Source organism: Spirillospora sp. NBC_01491, assembly GCF_036227065.1.
Taxonomy (GTDB): domain Bacteria; phylum Actinomycetota; class Actinomycetes; order Streptosporangiales; family Streptosporangiaceae; genus Spirillospora; species Spirillospora xylanilytica.
Genome location: NZ_CP109432.1, coordinates 5,409,067 through 5,423,264, shown reverse-complemented (window position 1 = coordinate 5,423,264; position 14,198 = coordinate 5,409,067). Strand labels below are relative to the sequence as shown.

Below are 14,198 nucleotides of genomic sequence, written 5' to 3'. Positions count from 1 at the left end.
CACCCCCGGCGCGGAGCCCGGCGAGTGACGCCCGGCCGCCCGCTCCGTTACGGCACCTGCGCAGGGGTGGTCCAGCGCGCCGGAACGTGGCCCAGCCGGACGCGCTGCGGGTGGTCGCCGACCGCCACCGACGCGACCTTCTTCCCCGTCGCGAAGTCGATCGCGGTGACCTGGTCGGCACCGCTCTCGGAGATGACGCACGACTTGCCGTCACCGCTGACGGTCGCCCAGTACGGCTTGACGGCGGGCACCAGCGGCGCCTCCTTGAGGGACGCGCGGTCGACGACGGTCGCGTAGTCGTCCATCGTCCCGGCGATGCACAGCTTGTCGCCCTTCGGGCTCATCGACAGGCCGTGGTGCCGGGAGTCGTTCACCCAGGTGGTGCGGTCGTCGCTGGTCTTGGGGTTCTTCGGCAGCGTCTTCATCCGGGTGATCTTGTCGGTGCCGACGTCGTACTCCAGGAACCCGTTGAAGAACGAGACCTGGAAGTACAGCGTGGACTCGTCCGGCGTGAACGCGACCGGCCGGACGGAGTCCGAGAGGCCCCGCTGCCCGAACGCGTCCAGCCGCTGGCGCATATCGATGACCTTGACCTGCTTGAACGTGGCCGTGTCGACGACGGTGATGCGGCGGTCGCCCTTCCCGAAGTCCATCCACGGGGCGTCGAACTGGTTGTTGACCTCGCCGATCGACATGTTCCAGAGGTACTTGCCGCCGCCGGTGAACACGTTCTCGTGCGGCTTGTCGCCGGTCTTGAACGACCCGGCCTGCGCGCCGGTCGCGATGTCGAGGACGTGGACGGTGTTGGACGTCGAGGCCGACACCGCGACCCGGGCGCCGTCCGGCGAGACCGCCATGTGGTCGGCGCGGAAGCCCGAGACGGGGAACCGCCAGTTGATCTTCCCGGTGGTCACGTCGATCGAGACCACGTCGGCGAAACTCGGCCGGGAGGCGACCACGGCCGACCCGTCGGGTGTGGAGTACATGTCGTCGACGTACTGGTCGTGCCCCTCGCCGGCGGTCTCCCGGACGCCGAGGTAGTAGACGAGCTTGACCGGGTTCGCGTAGATCTCCTTGAGGCGCTCGTCCTTGTCCGGGATGACGTTGAGACGGCCGATCCTGGCGAGGTCGCCGCGGGACTCGATGACGTCGGCGGTGCCCTCCCAGTTGTTGCCGACGAACATGACCTCGCGCAGGGCGGGATCCGCACCCGCCGCTCCGGCGCCGGCAACGGCCATCGCGCACGCCGCGGCGCCGCTGCCGAGGGCCCGCAACCCGAACGTCCGTCGCGTCCGCCTGGTCCTGGACGATGCCATCGCCGCGCTGCCTTCCGTCGAGCCATGCCGATAACCCGAAAGTTCTTCGGGTTTAGCTACTGGAGAGTAATGAGGACGGCCCGTCCCCACAAGGCCCAATCGCCTTCACGGCCCGACCCGCGCCCACACCCACTTGCCTTGCGGAGGCGTCGGCCGCACCCCGCACTCGGACGAGAGCGCCTGGACGATCGGAAGCCCCCACCCGCCCGTGCCGTCGTCGTGCCCGGGATCGAGCGCCTCGGGGTCGGGTGCGATGTCGTCCAGGCACAGCTCGACGACGGGCCCGGCCACCGGCATGGCGTCAGAGGAGTCCCAGACGCAGAGCAGCACCGACGCGGACTCCCGCGCGAGCCTGACCCGGATCTCCCCGTCCGGCGCACACTGGACGGCATTGGCGACCAATTCCCCGGCGACCAGCCGGAGATCGTCCAAGAGCCCCGAGAGACCCCATTCCGCCAGCCGATATTCGATCAGGCTCCGAACCTGCCCGGACGCCGTACGAGCGGCAAGACAGGTCATATCTATTTCGCCAGAATTGGCGGATTTGACTCTCATTCCCTCCACCCTTCATCCTCTTATTCTCGGGACAAGGGTGGTCTCGGCCAGCTAATTTGTCGCGTGTCGATTACACATCCGACACACCGGAGCGTGCCGCATGCCCCCCATCGAATCACTCACGCCGGACACGTCGTTCAAGCACTGGATCGCCTCTGACCTGCGCTTCTATCGCGAGGGAGGGGAATTCTCCCTGGCCCAACTGGGCCAGGTAATGGAGTGCAGTCGGCATACCGTGTCGAACATCGAGCACGCGCGCGACGGCTGGAACATGAACGAAGATCACGCCGCGCTGCTCGACGCGTACCTGAATCTCAACGGGCATTTTGCCAGGCTCGTTCGCTATGCCCGTACCGCGCACGATCCCGACTGGTTCACCGAATACGCCAAGCACGAGACCAAGGCACTGGTGATCAGGTCGTACCGGCTCTCCCTGATGCCCGGACTGTTCCAGACGCCGGAGTACGCCCGCGCCCTGCTCACGTCCTCAGGACTGGTCGACGACGTCGAAGCGGCGGTGGAGAACCGGATGCGTCGCCAGGACGTCCTCACCAAGAGCAACCCGCCGCTCGTCTGGGGCTTGATCGACGAGAGCGTGCTCTACCGTCCCATCGGGGGATCGCTCGCCATGTACGGACAGCTCGCCCGCCTGCGCGAGGCCACGGAACTGCCGAACGTGACCATTCGGATCGTCCCGCAGTCCGCAGGCTTCCACCTCGGCCTGGACGGCTCCTTCAACACCCTGACCTTGGACAGACAGGAACTCGCATTCGTCGAAGCCCCGGGCGGCGGCAGGTTGATACAGGGCACTAAGGAGATTCGCGACTTCACGCTACGTTGGGACCGAATCGGCGCATGCGCACTACCGTGGAACTCCTCACAAGATCTCATCGAACGAGCGATGGAGCGGTTTGCATGATCACTTGGCGCAAGTCCAGCCACAGTGGCGGCGGCGGTTCGGGCGGCCAGGAGTGCGTTGAAGTCGCCCAACTCGCCACCAGGGTCGCCCTCCGCGATAGCAAGGCCCCCGACGCCGGGCACCTCACCCTCACCCCCGGCACGTTCACCGAGCTCCTGGCCCGCATGAAGCGCGGCGAGCTCGACCGCTGAAACACCGATGAGCCCCGGCCGTGCGCCGGGGCTCACGCACGCCGGCGGGGGCCCGGTTCGGAGACATCGGCCCGGGGTCTGACGGTTATCCGCGTCCTTCGGGTGGTTCGCCGGTGGCCCAGTTCCAGCCGGTGATCGTGGTGCGCATCAGCCGGGCGGCGATCGACAGGTGGCTGTCGGCGGCCCAGAACAGGGTGAGGGTGCGGCGGCAGCCGGGGTCGTCGACGGCGATCCAGGCCCCAGGGGCGCGGGTGGCGGTGCGCCGCGCGATGGCGGGGACGAGTCCGATGCCGAGGCCCGCGCTGATCAGGTCGGCGATGGCGCTGGGCTCGTCGCCCTCACAGACGATCTTCGGGGTGAGGCCCCTGGCGGCGAAGAGCCGGTCGAGGAGGCGGCGTTGCCAGTGCCCCTTGCCCGCGGTGACGAAGGGCTGATCGGCGATCTCGTCGATGGTCACCGAGGTACGGCCGGCCAGCGGATGATCGAGCGGCGTGACCACCCACACCGCCTCGTCGAACAACTCGACCGACTCCAGGCCCTCGGCGTGGACCGGCTGCGAGGCGACGCACAGGTCCACGTCCTGGGCCCGCAGGCGGCGGGCCATGTCCTCGGCCGGCGTCCAGTGGAGTTCGACCTCGATGGTGGAGTGGGCCCGCTTGTAGGCCGCCAGCGGCCCGGTGAGCGTAAGGAACGTCTCCGACGCCAGTCTCACGGTGCCCACGCCCTCGCTGGTGACCTCGGCGACGGCTCGCCGTCCCGCGTCGAGTTCGCCGAGGGAGCGTTCGACGTAGCCGCGGAAGAGCTTGCCCGTGTCGTTCAGCCGGAGCCGGCCGGACCGGTCGAACAGCGGGGTGCCGAGTTCGTTCTCCAACCGGCCGATGGTGCGGCTCAATGACGGCTGGGCGACGTGAAGCTCGTCCGCCGCGCGGCTGAGGTGTTCCAGCCGCGCCACCACCAGGAACTGCCTGAGCGTGTTCAGATCCATGGCCCTCTTCTCGTTGGGGCGGGACCGGAGTCATGTCCTTAGGTGCATAACCGCATAGCGATATTGATCTTAGACAAGATAACTCAGTGATCATAGTGTCGTGGGCGATCCCGAATCGAGAAGAGTGAGGAGGACGCCCATGGCCACCACAGTCGACAGGTTCCGCCCGGCCGCACCGGTCTCCTCGCATCGGACGAGGCTCGCCGGGCGGGTACTGCGGGCGGTCGTCAGCGCGCACCTGGTCGCGATCTTCGGCCAGCCGGTGTTCGCCGGCGTGTTCCTGAGCGGCGACTACGACGGCCTGCGCTGGCACCTGGCCGGCGCCAACATCACCACCTCCGTCGGCTACCTGCAGCTGATCGCGGCGATCGTGGTCTGGGTCCGGCTGCGTCAGGTCTGGCCGTTCCTCGCCACGTCGGCCGTGGTCGCAGCCGAGACGGTGCAGTACTTCGCCGGGATGGAAGGCGCGCTGTGGCTGCACCTGCCGCTCGGCGTGATCACCATCGTCGCGCTCGTCGTGGTGTTCATCGCCGTGTGGCGCCGTCCACTCCGGCCGCGCCCCCCGCGCGAGCGCGCGCAGACCGTGACGGAGCAGCAGGGGGATGACGATGAGTGAGCGGGACGACGACCGACCCGGTCGCGCTCGGGGAGCGACCAGGCGCAAGGTGCTGGGCATCGGCGGGGCGCTCGGGCTGACGGCGGCCACCGGGCTGTCGACCGCGGCGGCGCTGGCCCGCCACCCGCCGTTCACCGGTGACGAACTGCGCAGCGCAGCGCCGCTGCCACCGGCGTTCCAGGTGCCGCTGCCGCTTCCCTCCGCGCTGGCGCCGATCAGCACCTCGGGCGGTATCGACCGCTACGAGATCACCCAGCGCGAGGCGGCCGTGGAGATCCTGCCCGGTGTCAGGACGCCGATGTGGACGTACGGTGGCACCTTCCCGGGGCCCACGATCGAGTCGCGCCGGGGCAGACCGGTCACCGTGAGGCACCACAACGAGCTGCCCGTGCCGACCGTCGTGCACCTGCACGGCGGACACACCCCGGCAAGCGCCGACGGGTACCCGACCGACCTCGTCCTGCCCGAGGGGTGGCCGGACCCCGCCCGCACCGGCCGGGCCGGGCACGGCATGAGCGGGCACGGCATGAGCGGGCACGGCATGAGCGGGCACGGCGCGAGCGGTATGCAGGGCATGCGCGATCCGCGGGCGGTGGTGACCAGGCTGACGCGGGACTACACGTTCCCGCTGGACCAGCGGCCGGCGCTGCTCTGGTACCACGACCACCGGATGGACTTCACCGCCCCCGCGATCTGGCGGGGGCTCGCCGGGATGCACATCGTGCGCGACGACGCCGAGGACTCGCTCGGCCTGCCCGCGGGACGGCGCGAACTGCCCCTCATGATCGCGGACCGTGTGTTCACCGCCGCCGGAGCCCTGGACTATCCCGCCCTCGACCCCACCCTGCGAGGGCGTCCGGGCGTCCGCGACGCCTATCTCGCCGGAGTCCTCGGTGACGTGATCCTGGTCAACGGCGCCCCGTGGCCCGTGCACGAGGTGGACGCGGCCCGGTACCGGCTGCGCGTCCTGAACGCCTCGAACGCCCGGCACTACGAACTCGAAGCGGTCACCGACAACGGGCGCCGGCTCGACCTCGTCCAGGTCGGCGCCGACCAGGGACTGCTCGCCGCGCCGGTCGCCCACCGGCTCCTGCCGATCGCGCCCGCCGAACGCTACGACGTGGTCATCGACTTCGCAGGCGTCCCGGTCGGCGGCCGCGTCAGGGTCGTCAACCGGCTGGGCTCAGGGCGCACCCGCGACGTGATGGCCTTCCGCGTCGCACGCGAGGCCACCGACGAGAGCCGCGTCCCGCGCGTCCTCTCCAGGGACCTGCCGGCCTGGCGGCGGTCGGACGCCGCCAGGGTGCGGGAGCTCTCCTTCCGCGCCGGGCGGATGCACGGCGGTCACGGATGGCTGATCGACGGGAGGCCGTTCGACCCCGCCCGCACCGACGTCACCGTCCCTCTCGGCGATGTCGAGGTGTGGCGGCTGGTGGCCGACGTGCACCATCCCGTCCACCTGCATCTGGTCGGCTTCCGGGTGCTCTCGCGCGGCGGCCGGCCACCGCTGCCCCACGACGCGGGCCTCAAAGACACCGTCTCACTGCGGCCCGGCGAATCGGCGGAGATCATCACCCGTTTCGACGGCTACCGCGGTCGCTACCTCTTCCACTGCCACAACGCCGAACACGAGGACATGGGAATGATGGCCAACCTTGAGGTCGTCTGACGCTCCCGTCCGGGAACACCCCTCCCGGCATCCACGTGGCGTCGAGGATCTGATCGCCGCCGGAGACAAGATCAACGAGAGCTTCATCGCCCGCTTCGCCGACGGCCGGATCACCGACTTCTGGGGGGCGTCGACCTCTACTCGCAGTGCGGCAACTCGATCTCATCAAGGCGTAGTACCTCGAAAGGCAGGCGGTTCCGTGCGGCTGACGCTCATGGTGATCTACACCCCGAGGCTGGAGGAGTGCCGGCGCTTCTATCAGGATCTGGGGTTGGGCTTCACGCCCGAGCGGCACGGTGACGGGCCCGAGCACTTCGCCGCCGTCCTGCCCGACGGGACGGTGTTCGAACTCTATCCCGCGACCGCCGAACGGCACACCGGGGCGATGCGACTGGGCTTCGCTCTCGGTGGCCGTTCGGCAGGTCCGGCACTCGCCCCGGGACGGCACCTGCTGCGCGATCCCGACGGCCGCACGGTCGAGCTGCACGTGGACTGACGAGACCAGAGCGCCCGCCGCTCTTACGGGAGTACTCGCATGATCGGCGATCCCGACTGGCGGGCCCTCGCGTCGGCGCTCGCCGATCGGCTCGTCGAGTAGGCCGGCATCACCGACGCCGCATCTGACGGCGGTAACGCCGCGCCGACCGACACCGCTCGCGGGGACCGGCGCACCGTCTAAGACGGGGTGCCCGTGGCGGCGCGGCTGCTCGGGCTCTTTGCTCTTCCAGACCCCCGTGCGGCCAAAGCGAAGACAAGCCCACCGACCAGGAACCAGGGATTCCACAGCAGCAGCGTCCACAGCCGCTGTTCCGGGCTTATGTCCATCCCCTGGCCCGCAGTGTCGGTCAGCAGCAGCACCTCGACGACGATGCCGCGCATGAGCAGCACAGCGCCGACACACCAGCCCAGCGCCTTGGCCATCCGTCCTGCCAGGCCACGAAGCAGCGGCCGGGCGAGGAGCCATCCCAGCACGGCGCCGACAAGGCATAGCAAGCCCACGCCCCACAAGCCCACCGCCACGAACCACGCTGGGCGTTCCTCTGCCAGGGGGCCCGCCGAGACGCTGAGGCCCCGGCTGCCGCCCAGCGCCCAGTAGAAATGAAGCGCAGCGAAAGCGACCGCCCAAGCACACGCGATACGCCCCCACCACCCCGGCGTCGTCCTGTCCCGCGGGTCCCCGTACATGGCGGGAAGCATGCCACTGCGGTCGTTCAAAGCCAACAAGATCATCGGACCGCGCGTACCCGGGGGGCGGGGTACGCGCGGCGTTGTGCGGGTTAGAGGGCTTCGGCGAAGCGGGTGATCTGGTCGGGGTCGTTGCCGTGGCAGTAGAGGACGACCTCGTCAGAGCCCATGTCCTCGAACCGGGCGATGGCGTCGCGGATCTGGGCGGGGGTGGTGAGCATTCCGGCGACCATGTGCCGGGCCTGGTCGGTGAAGCCGTAGTACGCGGCCATCGCGGTGCGGGCCTCGTCGATGACGTGCTGCGGGCCGAGGGCCGCGTTGACCTGGGCGACGATGCGGGGGGCGCCGGTGCGGCCGTGGTCCTTCCAGGTGCGGTGGACGTGGTCGATCAGGCCGCCCGCCCAGCTCGGCGGGGCCGCGCACAGGAAGCCGTCGCCCCAGCGGGCCACGCGCTCGAGCGCGGCGGGCTGGAAAGCGCCGAAGAGGATCTCGGGGCCACCGGGACGGGCCGGAGCGGGACCGATGGGCCCGGCCTCCTCGCTGAACGGCTCGCCCGCCCAGACGCGGCGCAGGACGGGCATCTGCGCGTCCAGGTAGCGTCCCCGGGTGCGGAGATCGGTGCCGGCCGCGGCGTGGTCGTCCGCCCGTCCGCCGACGCCGAGCCCGAGGACCAGGCGCCCGCCGGAGAGCCGGTCGAGGGTGGCGACCTGCTTGGCCAGCAGGGCGGTCGTGCGCAGCGGGGCGAGGAGTACCTCGGTCTGGATCCGGATCCGGGTGGTGGCTCCGGCGATGGCGGCGAGCGCGACGAGCGGTTCGGGGTTGCCGTAGACGAGCCGGTCGAGCAGGCCGAGGGTGCTGAACGGGCCGGCGTCGGCGCGGCGGGCCCAGTCGAGCAGGGTGTCGGGGTCGGTGACGGGCAGGCCGAGACCGATGTTCATGGGTGCCTCCGAAAAGGGCAGCGGCGTGTAAGGACGTGCCGCCCGCTCCATCACCCGTGCGGGTGGGGGCTCCCGTTCTGCGGCGTACTTCTGGGGAGCACCGGTTCAGAGTGGTCCCAGCGTAACGAACAGTGTTCGTCCCGACAACTCGGGGACGAGGCTATTTGCCCTTTTCACCGGCGAGCCTGCGGGCGGCCTTGAGTTCCTTCTCGTCCAGGCCCCAGTGGCCCGGACGCTGCTCGCCCTGGCCGTCGATCCAGCGGTTGTGGGTCTCCCAGGCGGCCTGCTTGCTGGTGCCGAGGGCCGCGCCGATCTCCGACCACGAGGCCCCGGCCCTGCGGGCCGACCGCACGGTGAGCTGGCGGCCGTAGCCGGCCTTGCGGGCGATCACCTCGCCCAGGCCGAGCAGTTCCAGGGCCTCGTTCCGGGTCAGCCCGGCATCGGGCTCCGACTCGTCACCGCCGTCCGCGGACGCGAGCGCGTCGCGCAGGCGCAGCGTGTCGTAGCGGGCGGCGGCGGTCAGCAGGGTGAATCGTCGTTCCAGCTCGTCAGGAGTCATGGCGCCAGCATCCCGTCAAGGGAGCCTGACGTCAAGACATCCTGACGGACCGGCGGGTCGTCAGCGCGGCGGCGCCTGGATCTTCCCGATGCCGAGGGTGTTGCTGCCCGGCAACAGGCCCGTCTTCAGGACGGCCACCAGCAGCGGCATCGTGAGCTCCGACAGGCGGGCGGCCTTCCCGGCGCCGAGCGCGCGCCACGGCGAGTAGGCGAGGTCGTCGGTGATCCGCTCGATCGAGTCGCGCAGCTCGCGCCCGCCCTCGGTCACGGTCCCGTCGGCGGCGAGCAGGCCGCGGGCGACGAGGCGGTCGCGGCCGGCGTTCCACTCCTCGTCGGTCCAGCCCCGGCTGGCGAACGTCTCGACCGGTGCGGCCCCGGCCGCCGCGAACGACACCAGCGACTCGACCGGATCGAGGCCGGCGGTGAGCAGGGCGGCGATGTGGCCGTCGCCGCGGTGCTCGCGCAGGATCGTGCTGGCCTGCCACAGGACCAGGTGCGGCTCGTCCGGCCAGAGCAGGCCCGCGTTGGCCGCGGCCAGCGGGCGACCGGCGAAGTCGGCGGCGTCGACCGCCGCGCGGAGGAGGTCCGCGGCCTCGGCGAGCCCCGGGTCGGCGAGCCCGTCCTCGCCGAGGAGGGCGCGGTACATCCGGTCGACGATCCGGGTCCTGGCCTCCAGGACGCGTTCCGGCGAGGCCACCGCCCAGGCGGCGGGGAAGTGCGCGGCGACCGTCCGGGGGCTGAAGCTGTGGAAGGCGGAGGCGACCTGCGTCGCGCCCACCGGGCCGAGCGGCGCGGCCCGCCAGGCGAAATAGCTCGACCAGCGGTCGTCCGGGGCATAACCGAGCGCCCCGGCCTCGTCGAACATCTCCTTCGAATACCAGAACAGCGCGTTGATCGGTTCGAGCTGGTGCCACATCTGCCGGGCCAGGCCGGGGTCCTCGGTCATGTCCATTCCGTTCGTCGTTCCGGCGGAGTCACAGACTTGGACATTACGCCGACACGAGAAGGGATCGCGGTCCGGCGGGCCGCGTGCGCGGGGCGCCGACCGCCGAGCGTCTACGCTGGGGGTTCGAGAGATCACCGATCGTGACGGACGGGACTGTGGCGACCACGAGGGCGGGCAGGGCGGGGCGGTGGTTCCGGCACTGGCGGTCGAGGCTGCTCTACTCGATCCGCGGCCGGGCGACCGTGGTGACCGTGGTGGTGTCGGCGCTGATCCTGGACGTGTGCCTGGCGTTGGCGGGGATGCTGGCGCAGGACGCGGCGGAGAACGTGGTCGCGGACCGGGTGGAGAAGACCGTCGAGCGGATCGGCTACGACATCGCGCGGACGGACGCGACGGTCCCGATCGTCCCGAGGGAGGACGAGGCGAACCTGGTCCAGATCGTCCGGAACGACCAGACGGTGCTGGCCGCCAGTGCCGACGCGCAGGGGCTACCGGCACTGGCAGCGCCGTCCCTCAACCGGAACCAGCTCCTCATCGACCGGAAGACGTGCCCCGCGTTCCTGGACGACTGTGCGTGGGTGTTCGGCCTGCGGATGCCGGATTCACCGTACGGCCCTCAGGTGATGCTGTACGCGGCGGAGCCGCTGCCGACGCTGGCGGGCACATGGCCGGTGACGCTGTGGGCGCTGCTGATCCTCGCGTTGCTGCTGGGGCTGATCGGGTGGTGGACGTGGCGGACGGTCGGGCGGACGCTCGCGCCGGTGGAGGCGATCCGGGCGGAGATGGCCGGGATCAGCGCCGCCGGGCTCGGCCGCCGGGTGCCGGTGCCGGACACCGGTGGTGAGATCCAGCATCTGGCGGAGACGGTGAACGACACGCTGGAGCGGCTGGAGGAGGCGACGGGGCGGGAGCGCCGGTTCGTGTCCGACGCCTCGCACGACCTGCGCAACCCGATCGCCGGGCTGCACACCCGCCTGGAGGTCGCGCTCGACGAGCCCGAGGGGTACGACTGGCGCGCGATGACCCGCGAGGCGCTGCGCGACACCGAGCGGCTGAACGACATCGTGGCCGACCTGCTCGAACTCTCCCGGCTCGACTCCCGGGCCCCGGCGCCGATGGAGCGGGTCGACCTGGCCGCGCTGGCCCGGCGCGAGATCGACCGGCGGCCGGCCGCGGTGCCGATCACGCCGCGGCTGGGCGAGGGGGCGGTCGTCGAGGCCAACCCCGTCCGGCTGGCGCGGGTGCTCGGCAACCTGCTGGGGAACGCCGAACGCCACGCCGAGTCGGGCATCGGCGTGGCGGTCGGCGTCGAGGAGGGCGAGGCGGTCCTGGAGGTCGTCGACGACGGCGCGGGCGTCCCGGAGGAGGCCCGGGAGCGGGTCTTCGAGCGGTTCGCGCGGCTGCCCGAGTCGCGGCGCCGGGATCCGGCCGGGACGGGGCTGGGCCTCCCGATCGCCCGGGAGATCGCGGAGATCTACGGCGGGACGCTGCGGATCGCCGACAGCCCGGTGGGCGCGCGGTTCGTGCTGCGCCTGCCGCTGGCGCCGCCGGGGGCCACACTCGTCCGGTGAGGCGGAGTACGCGCGCGGGCGCGAGCTGAGCTCTGCTGACGCCACTGGGGAATGACCAGGGCGAGGGCGTTGTCATCCCTGGTGACGGACGAGGTCCCCCTTGGAGGAAGCATGGCGAACGACCCCGCGCTCGGCTGGCAGGGAGACCTACTGAACCTGGACGCCTACCTGACGCGGATCGGTTTCGCCGGTGATCCCGCCCCCACCGCCCGCACACTCCGCGCCGTGCAACGGGGACACGTCACATCGATCCCGTTCGAGAATCTCGAAATCATGCTCGACCGGCCCATCGTCTTCGGGATCGACAACCTGCAACGGAAGCTGGTGCTGGACCGCCGCGGCGGCTACTGCTTCGAGCAGACCGCGCTGTTCGCCGCCGCCCTGGAACGGCTCGGGTTCGCGTTCACCGCACTGGTCGGACGCGTCACGATGGGCTCCGACAAGCTCCGTCCCACGACGCACGCACTGCTGCTCGTCGAGGCGGACGGAGACCAGTGGATCTGCGACGTCGGGTTCGGGCGCGGCCCGCTGGAGCCGATCCTGTTCGCCGACGGGAACGAGGTCGTGCAGGACGGATGGGGCTTCCGTCTGGAGAAGCGCACCGACGCCAAGAGCGGGATGCCGGGCGTCCAGGAATGGGCACTCGTCCAGCACGGGCCTGACGGCTGGACGGAGCGGCACACCTTCCAGCTCGCCCCCGTGTACCGGCTCGACTTCGAAGTGCTCAGCCACTACGTCTCGACGCACCCGCGGTCGCCGTTCACGACGCGGCCGTTCGCGCAGCGGTTCACGGTCGAGGCGCACTACCAACTCGACGGGACGTCGCTGACGACCACCCGCCCGAACGGCAAGTCCGATATGCGCGTCGTCGGGCCGGCCGAGGTCCCGCCCCTATTGGACGAGACGTTCGGCATCACGCTGGCCCCCGCCGACGCGGCCCGCCTCACAGACGACCTGTCCGACGACCGCTGACCCCACGCCGCCGGAGGGTCCGCCAGGGGCGCGGGGCATCGTTCGGTATCGGTCCTGTCGTCGTTCAACCCGGCGTGGAATGCTGGTCATAGGGGTGTGCTCCCGCGCTGTCGACGATTGAGGAGCCCGATCGTGGCCGAGAAGCATCTGGAGATCGAGCGCAAGTACGACGCCGCCGCCGACTTCGAACTGCCCGATCTGTCTGGTCTCTCCGGGGTCGCCGCGCTCTCCGCCCCCGAGGCCCACCGTCTGCACGCGACCTATTTCGACACCGGGGACCTCCGGCTGGCGGCGCACGGCATCACGCTGCGGCGCCGGCGCGGCGGCGCCGACGCCGGATGGCACCTGAAGACGCCTGTCGGCCCGGACAGCAAGCAGGAGCTGCGGGCGCCGCTCGGCCGGGCGCGGATCGTCCCGTCCCAGCTCGCGTCGGTGGTCGCCGCCTACACGCGCGGCGCGGCGCTGGCCCCGGTGGCGACGCTGGAGACCGGGCGGACGGTGATCCGGCTGCTGGACGAGGCGGGCGAGACGCTCGCCGAGATCGCCGACGACACGGTCACGGGCCGGGACCTGCGCGGCACCGTCCGGCCGGGCCCCGAGCCGGGCCCGGCACCGCCTGCCGACCCCCTCGGCACGCCTCCCCGGGCGCCCGCCGAGATGTGGCGTGAGATCGAGGTCGAGCTGGTCGCCGGTCCTCCGGCGCTGCTGAAGGCGGCCGGCAAACGGCTGGCCAAGGCCGGGGCCGGGCGCGCCGGATCGTCCTCGAAGCTGGGCCGGCTGCTCGGCGGGTCGATCGAGCCCAGCGCCGCGGCGCGGGCCCGCGCGGTGGCCCGCGCCCGGGTCCAGGAGGCCGTGCCGAGCGCGGGCGACGCGGTGAACGCCTACCTGGCGGCGCAGGTGGAGGCGGTGCTGAAGCACGATCCGGGGGCGCGGCTGGCCGAGGACGACGCGGTGCACCGGATGCGGGTCGCGGTCCGCCGCATCCGCAGCGCGTTGCAGACCTACCGGCCCGTCCTGGACCGCGGCGTCACCGATCCGCTGCGGCCCGAGCTGAAGTGGCTGGCCGGGGTGCTCGGCGAGGTCCGCGACCTGGAGGTGCTGCGGATGCGGCTCACCCGGCGCCTCGAAGCCCTCCGGAAAGCGGACGGGCCGGACGGGCCGGACGGGCCGGACGGCCCCGGCGAGCCCGACGGACCGGGCGGGGCCGGTGCGGCGGCCCCCCTCGCCTGGATGGAGGACATCGCCCGCCAGGAGCGGAGCGCGTACCGCCGCCTGAACTCCGCGCTGAAGGAACCGCGCTACTTCGCCCTACTGGACGCCGTGGAATCGCTCGTCACCGACCCGCCGCTCACAAAACGGTCCGGCCGCACGGCCGCCAAGGAGCTGCCAGGACTGGTCACCCGGTCGTGGACGCGGCTGGAGAAGGCGTACTCGACCATCGAGGACGCAGAGGACGCCGCTACGGCACGGCACGAAACCCGCAAGGCGGCCAAGCGCGCCCGCTACGCGGCGGAACTGGCGGCCCCCGTCCTGGGCAAGCCCGCGGAGGAAACGGTCAAGAACGCCAAGCGGATTCAGGAAGTACTCGGCGGCTACCAGGACGGTGTCATCGCGATGGAACGTCTCAGCGCCTCGGTCGGCCGAGCCCGCGGGGCCGCCGAGGCGTTCACCCTCGGTGTCCTGTACGGGCTGGAGCACGGCGAAGCCGAATCCGCGCGCGACCGCTTGGCGAGCACCTGGGCACAGGTCTCCGCCCCGTCCTTCTAGAGCCGCCGGT

15 protein-coding genes are annotated in these 14,198 nt (G+C 71.3%); 8 read left to right on the top strand and 7 right to left on the bottom strand.

Annotated features, from left to right (window positions below):
• Positions 1 to 47 precede the first annotated feature (47 nt).
• Together OHA34_RS25340 and OHA34_RS25335 are read right to left on the bottom strand one after the other, a co-directional pair.
• Positions 48 to 1,316: a YncE family protein gene (locus OHA34_RS25340; protein WP_329519114.1), complete on the bottom strand. Its 1,269-nt coding sequence runs from the start codon at positions 1,314 to 1,316 to the stop codon at positions 48 to 50.
• A 105-nt stretch (positions 1,317 to 1,421) separates the two neighbouring features.
• Positions 1,422 to 1,835, bottom strand: a complete 414-nt coding sequence (locus OHA34_RS25335) for an ATP-binding protein (RefSeq protein WP_329519113.1) — start codon at positions 1,833 to 1,835, stop codon at positions 1,422 to 1,424.
• Between the two features lie 136 nt (positions 1,836 to 1,971).
• Here OHA34_RS25335 and OHA34_RS25330 point away from each other — a divergent pair, with 136 nt between their 5' ends.
• Complete coding sequence (locus OHA34_RS25330; protein ID WP_329519112.1) at positions 1,972 to 2,790, top strand: DUF5753 domain-containing protein; 819 nt, start codon at positions 1,972 to 1,974, stop codon at positions 2,788 to 2,790.
• Entirely contained in the window at positions 2,787 to 2,981 is a 195-nt protein-coding gene (locus tag OHA34_RS25325; protein ID WP_329519111.1) for a DUF397 domain-containing protein, read from the top strand. Before OHA34_RS25330 ends, OHA34_RS25325 begins: the two co-directional genes overlap by 4 nt.
• Positions 2,982 to 3,066: 85 nt before the next feature.
• Here OHA34_RS25325 and OHA34_RS25320 read toward each other — a convergent pair whose 3' ends face one another.
• Positions 3,067 to 3,966: a LysR substrate-binding domain-containing protein gene (locus tag OHA34_RS25320; protein ID WP_285939129.1), complete on the bottom strand. Its 900-nt coding sequence runs from the start codon at positions 3,964 to 3,966 to the stop codon at positions 3,067 to 3,069.
• A gap of 139 nt (positions 3,967 to 4,105) precedes the next feature.
• On the opposite strand from OHA34_RS25320, the gene OHA34_RS25315 reads away from it, so the two are divergent.
• The 3 genes from OHA34_RS25315 to OHA34_RS25305 all read left to right on the top strand — a co-directional run bounded on the left by OHA34_RS25315 (position 4,106) and on the right by OHA34_RS25305 (position 6,747).
• Complete coding sequence (locus OHA34_RS25315; protein ID WP_329519110.1) at positions 4,106 to 4,582, top strand: hypothetical protein; 477 nt, start codon at positions 4,106 to 4,108, stop codon at positions 4,580 to 4,582.
• Positions 4,575 to 6,251, top strand: a complete 1,677-nt coding sequence (locus OHA34_RS25310; RefSeq protein ID WP_329519109.1) for a multicopper oxidase family protein — start codon at positions 4,575 to 4,577, stop codon at positions 6,249 to 6,251. Before OHA34_RS25315 ends, OHA34_RS25310 begins: the two co-directional genes overlap by 8 nt.
• 199 nt (positions 6,252 to 6,450) lie before the next feature.
• Positions 6,451 to 6,747: a glyoxalase/bleomycin resistance/dioxygenase family protein gene (locus tag OHA34_RS25305; RefSeq protein ID WP_329519108.1), complete on the top strand. Its 297-nt coding sequence runs from the start codon at positions 6,451 to 6,453 to the stop codon at positions 6,745 to 6,747.
• Positions 6,748 to 6,926: 179 nt separating this feature from the next.
• Here the strand turns inward: OHA34_RS25305 and OHA34_RS25300 are convergent, their stop codons facing one another.
• The 4 genes from OHA34_RS25300 to OHA34_RS25285 form a co-directional block, all read right to left on the bottom strand.
• A complete protein-coding gene (locus OHA34_RS25300) occupies positions 6,927 to 7,436 on the bottom strand; it encodes a DUF3995 domain-containing protein (protein ID WP_329522445.1) in 510 nt (169 codons plus the stop codon).
• A gap of 92 nt (positions 7,437 to 7,528) precedes the next feature.
• Positions 7,529 to 8,374, bottom strand: a complete 846-nt coding sequence (locus OHA34_RS25295; RefSeq protein WP_285939135.1) for an LLM class flavin-dependent oxidoreductase — start codon at positions 8,372 to 8,374, stop codon at positions 7,529 to 7,531.
• A gap of 160 nt (positions 8,375 to 8,534) precedes the next feature.
• A complete protein-coding gene (locus tag OHA34_RS25290; protein WP_285939137.1) occupies positions 8,535 to 8,933 on the bottom strand; it encodes a hypothetical protein in 399 nt (132 codons plus the stop codon).
• Between the two features lie 60 nt (positions 8,934 to 8,993).
• On the bottom strand, positions 8,994 to 9,878 hold the full coding sequence (locus tag OHA34_RS25285; RefSeq protein WP_329519107.1) for an SCO6745 family protein: 885 nt from the start codon (positions 9,876 to 9,878) through the stop codon (positions 8,994 to 8,996).
• A gap of 155 nt (positions 9,879 to 10,033) precedes the next feature.
• Here OHA34_RS25285 and OHA34_RS25280 point away from each other — a divergent pair, with 155 nt between their 5' ends.
• From OHA34_RS25280 to OHA34_RS25270, 3 genes are all read left to right on the top strand, one after another.
• On the top strand, positions 10,034 to 11,449 hold the full coding sequence (locus tag OHA34_RS25280; protein WP_329519106.1) for a sensor histidine kinase: 1,416 nt from the start codon (positions 10,034 to 10,036) through the stop codon (positions 11,447 to 11,449).
• Positions 11,450 to 11,560: 111 nt separating this feature from the next.
• Positions 11,561 to 12,421: an arylamine N-acetyltransferase family protein gene (locus OHA34_RS25275; RefSeq protein ID WP_285939142.1), complete on the top strand. Its 861-nt coding sequence runs from the start codon at positions 11,561 to 11,563 to the stop codon at positions 12,419 to 12,421.
• Positions 12,422 to 12,553: 132 nt separating this feature from the next.
• Positions 12,554 to 14,188, top strand: coding sequence for a CYTH and CHAD domain-containing protein (locus OHA34_RS25270; RefSeq protein ID WP_329519105.1), 1,635 nt, complete (start codon positions 12,554 to 12,556; stop codon positions 14,186 to 14,188).
• Positions 14,189 to 14,198: the final 10 nt, after the last annotated feature.

Coding starts and splice junctions, on each gene's coding strand:
- OHA34_RS25340 (WP_329519114.1), bottom strand. CDS start 1,316: ATGGCATCGTCCAGGACCAGGCGGACGCGACGGACGTTCGGGTTGCGG.
- OHA34_RS25335 (WP_329519113.1), bottom strand. CDS start 1,835: ATGACCTGTCTTGCCGCTCGTACGGCGTCCGGGCAGGTTCGGAGCCTG.
- OHA34_RS25330 (WP_329519112.1), top strand. CDS start 1,972: ATGCCCCCCATCGAATCACTCACGCCGGACACGTCGTTCAAGCACTGG.
- OHA34_RS25325 (WP_329519111.1), top strand. CDS start 2,787: ATGATCACTTGGCGCAAGTCCAGCCACAGTGGCGGCGGCGGTTCGGGC.
- OHA34_RS25320 (WP_285939129.1), bottom strand. CDS start 3,966: ATGGATCTGAACACGCTCAGGCAGTTCCTGGTGGTGGCGCGGCTGGAA.
- OHA34_RS25315 (WP_329519110.1), top strand. CDS start 4,106: ATGGCCACCACAGTCGACAGGTTCCGCCCGGCCGCACCGGTCTCCTCG.
- OHA34_RS25310 (WP_329519109.1), top strand. CDS start 4,575: ATGAGTGAGCGGGACGACGACCGACCCGGTCGCGCTCGGGGAGCGACC.
- OHA34_RS25300 (WP_329522445.1), bottom strand. CDS start 7,436: ATGTACGGGGACCCGCGGGACAGGACGACGCCGGGGTGGTGGGGGCGT.
- OHA34_RS25295 (WP_285939135.1), bottom strand. CDS start 8,374: ATGAACATCGGTCTCGGCCTGCCCGTCACCGACCCCGACACCCTGCTC.
- OHA34_RS25290 (WP_285939137.1), bottom strand. CDS start 8,933: ATGACTCCTGACGAGCTGGAACGACGATTCACCCTGCTGACCGCCGCC.
- OHA34_RS25285 (WP_329519107.1), bottom strand. CDS start 9,878: ATGACCGAGGACCCCGGCCTGGCCCGGCAGATGTGGCACCAGCTCGAA.
- OHA34_RS25275 (WP_285939142.1), top strand. CDS start 11,561: ATGGCGAACGACCCCGCGCTCGGCTGGCAGGGAGACCTACTGAACCTG.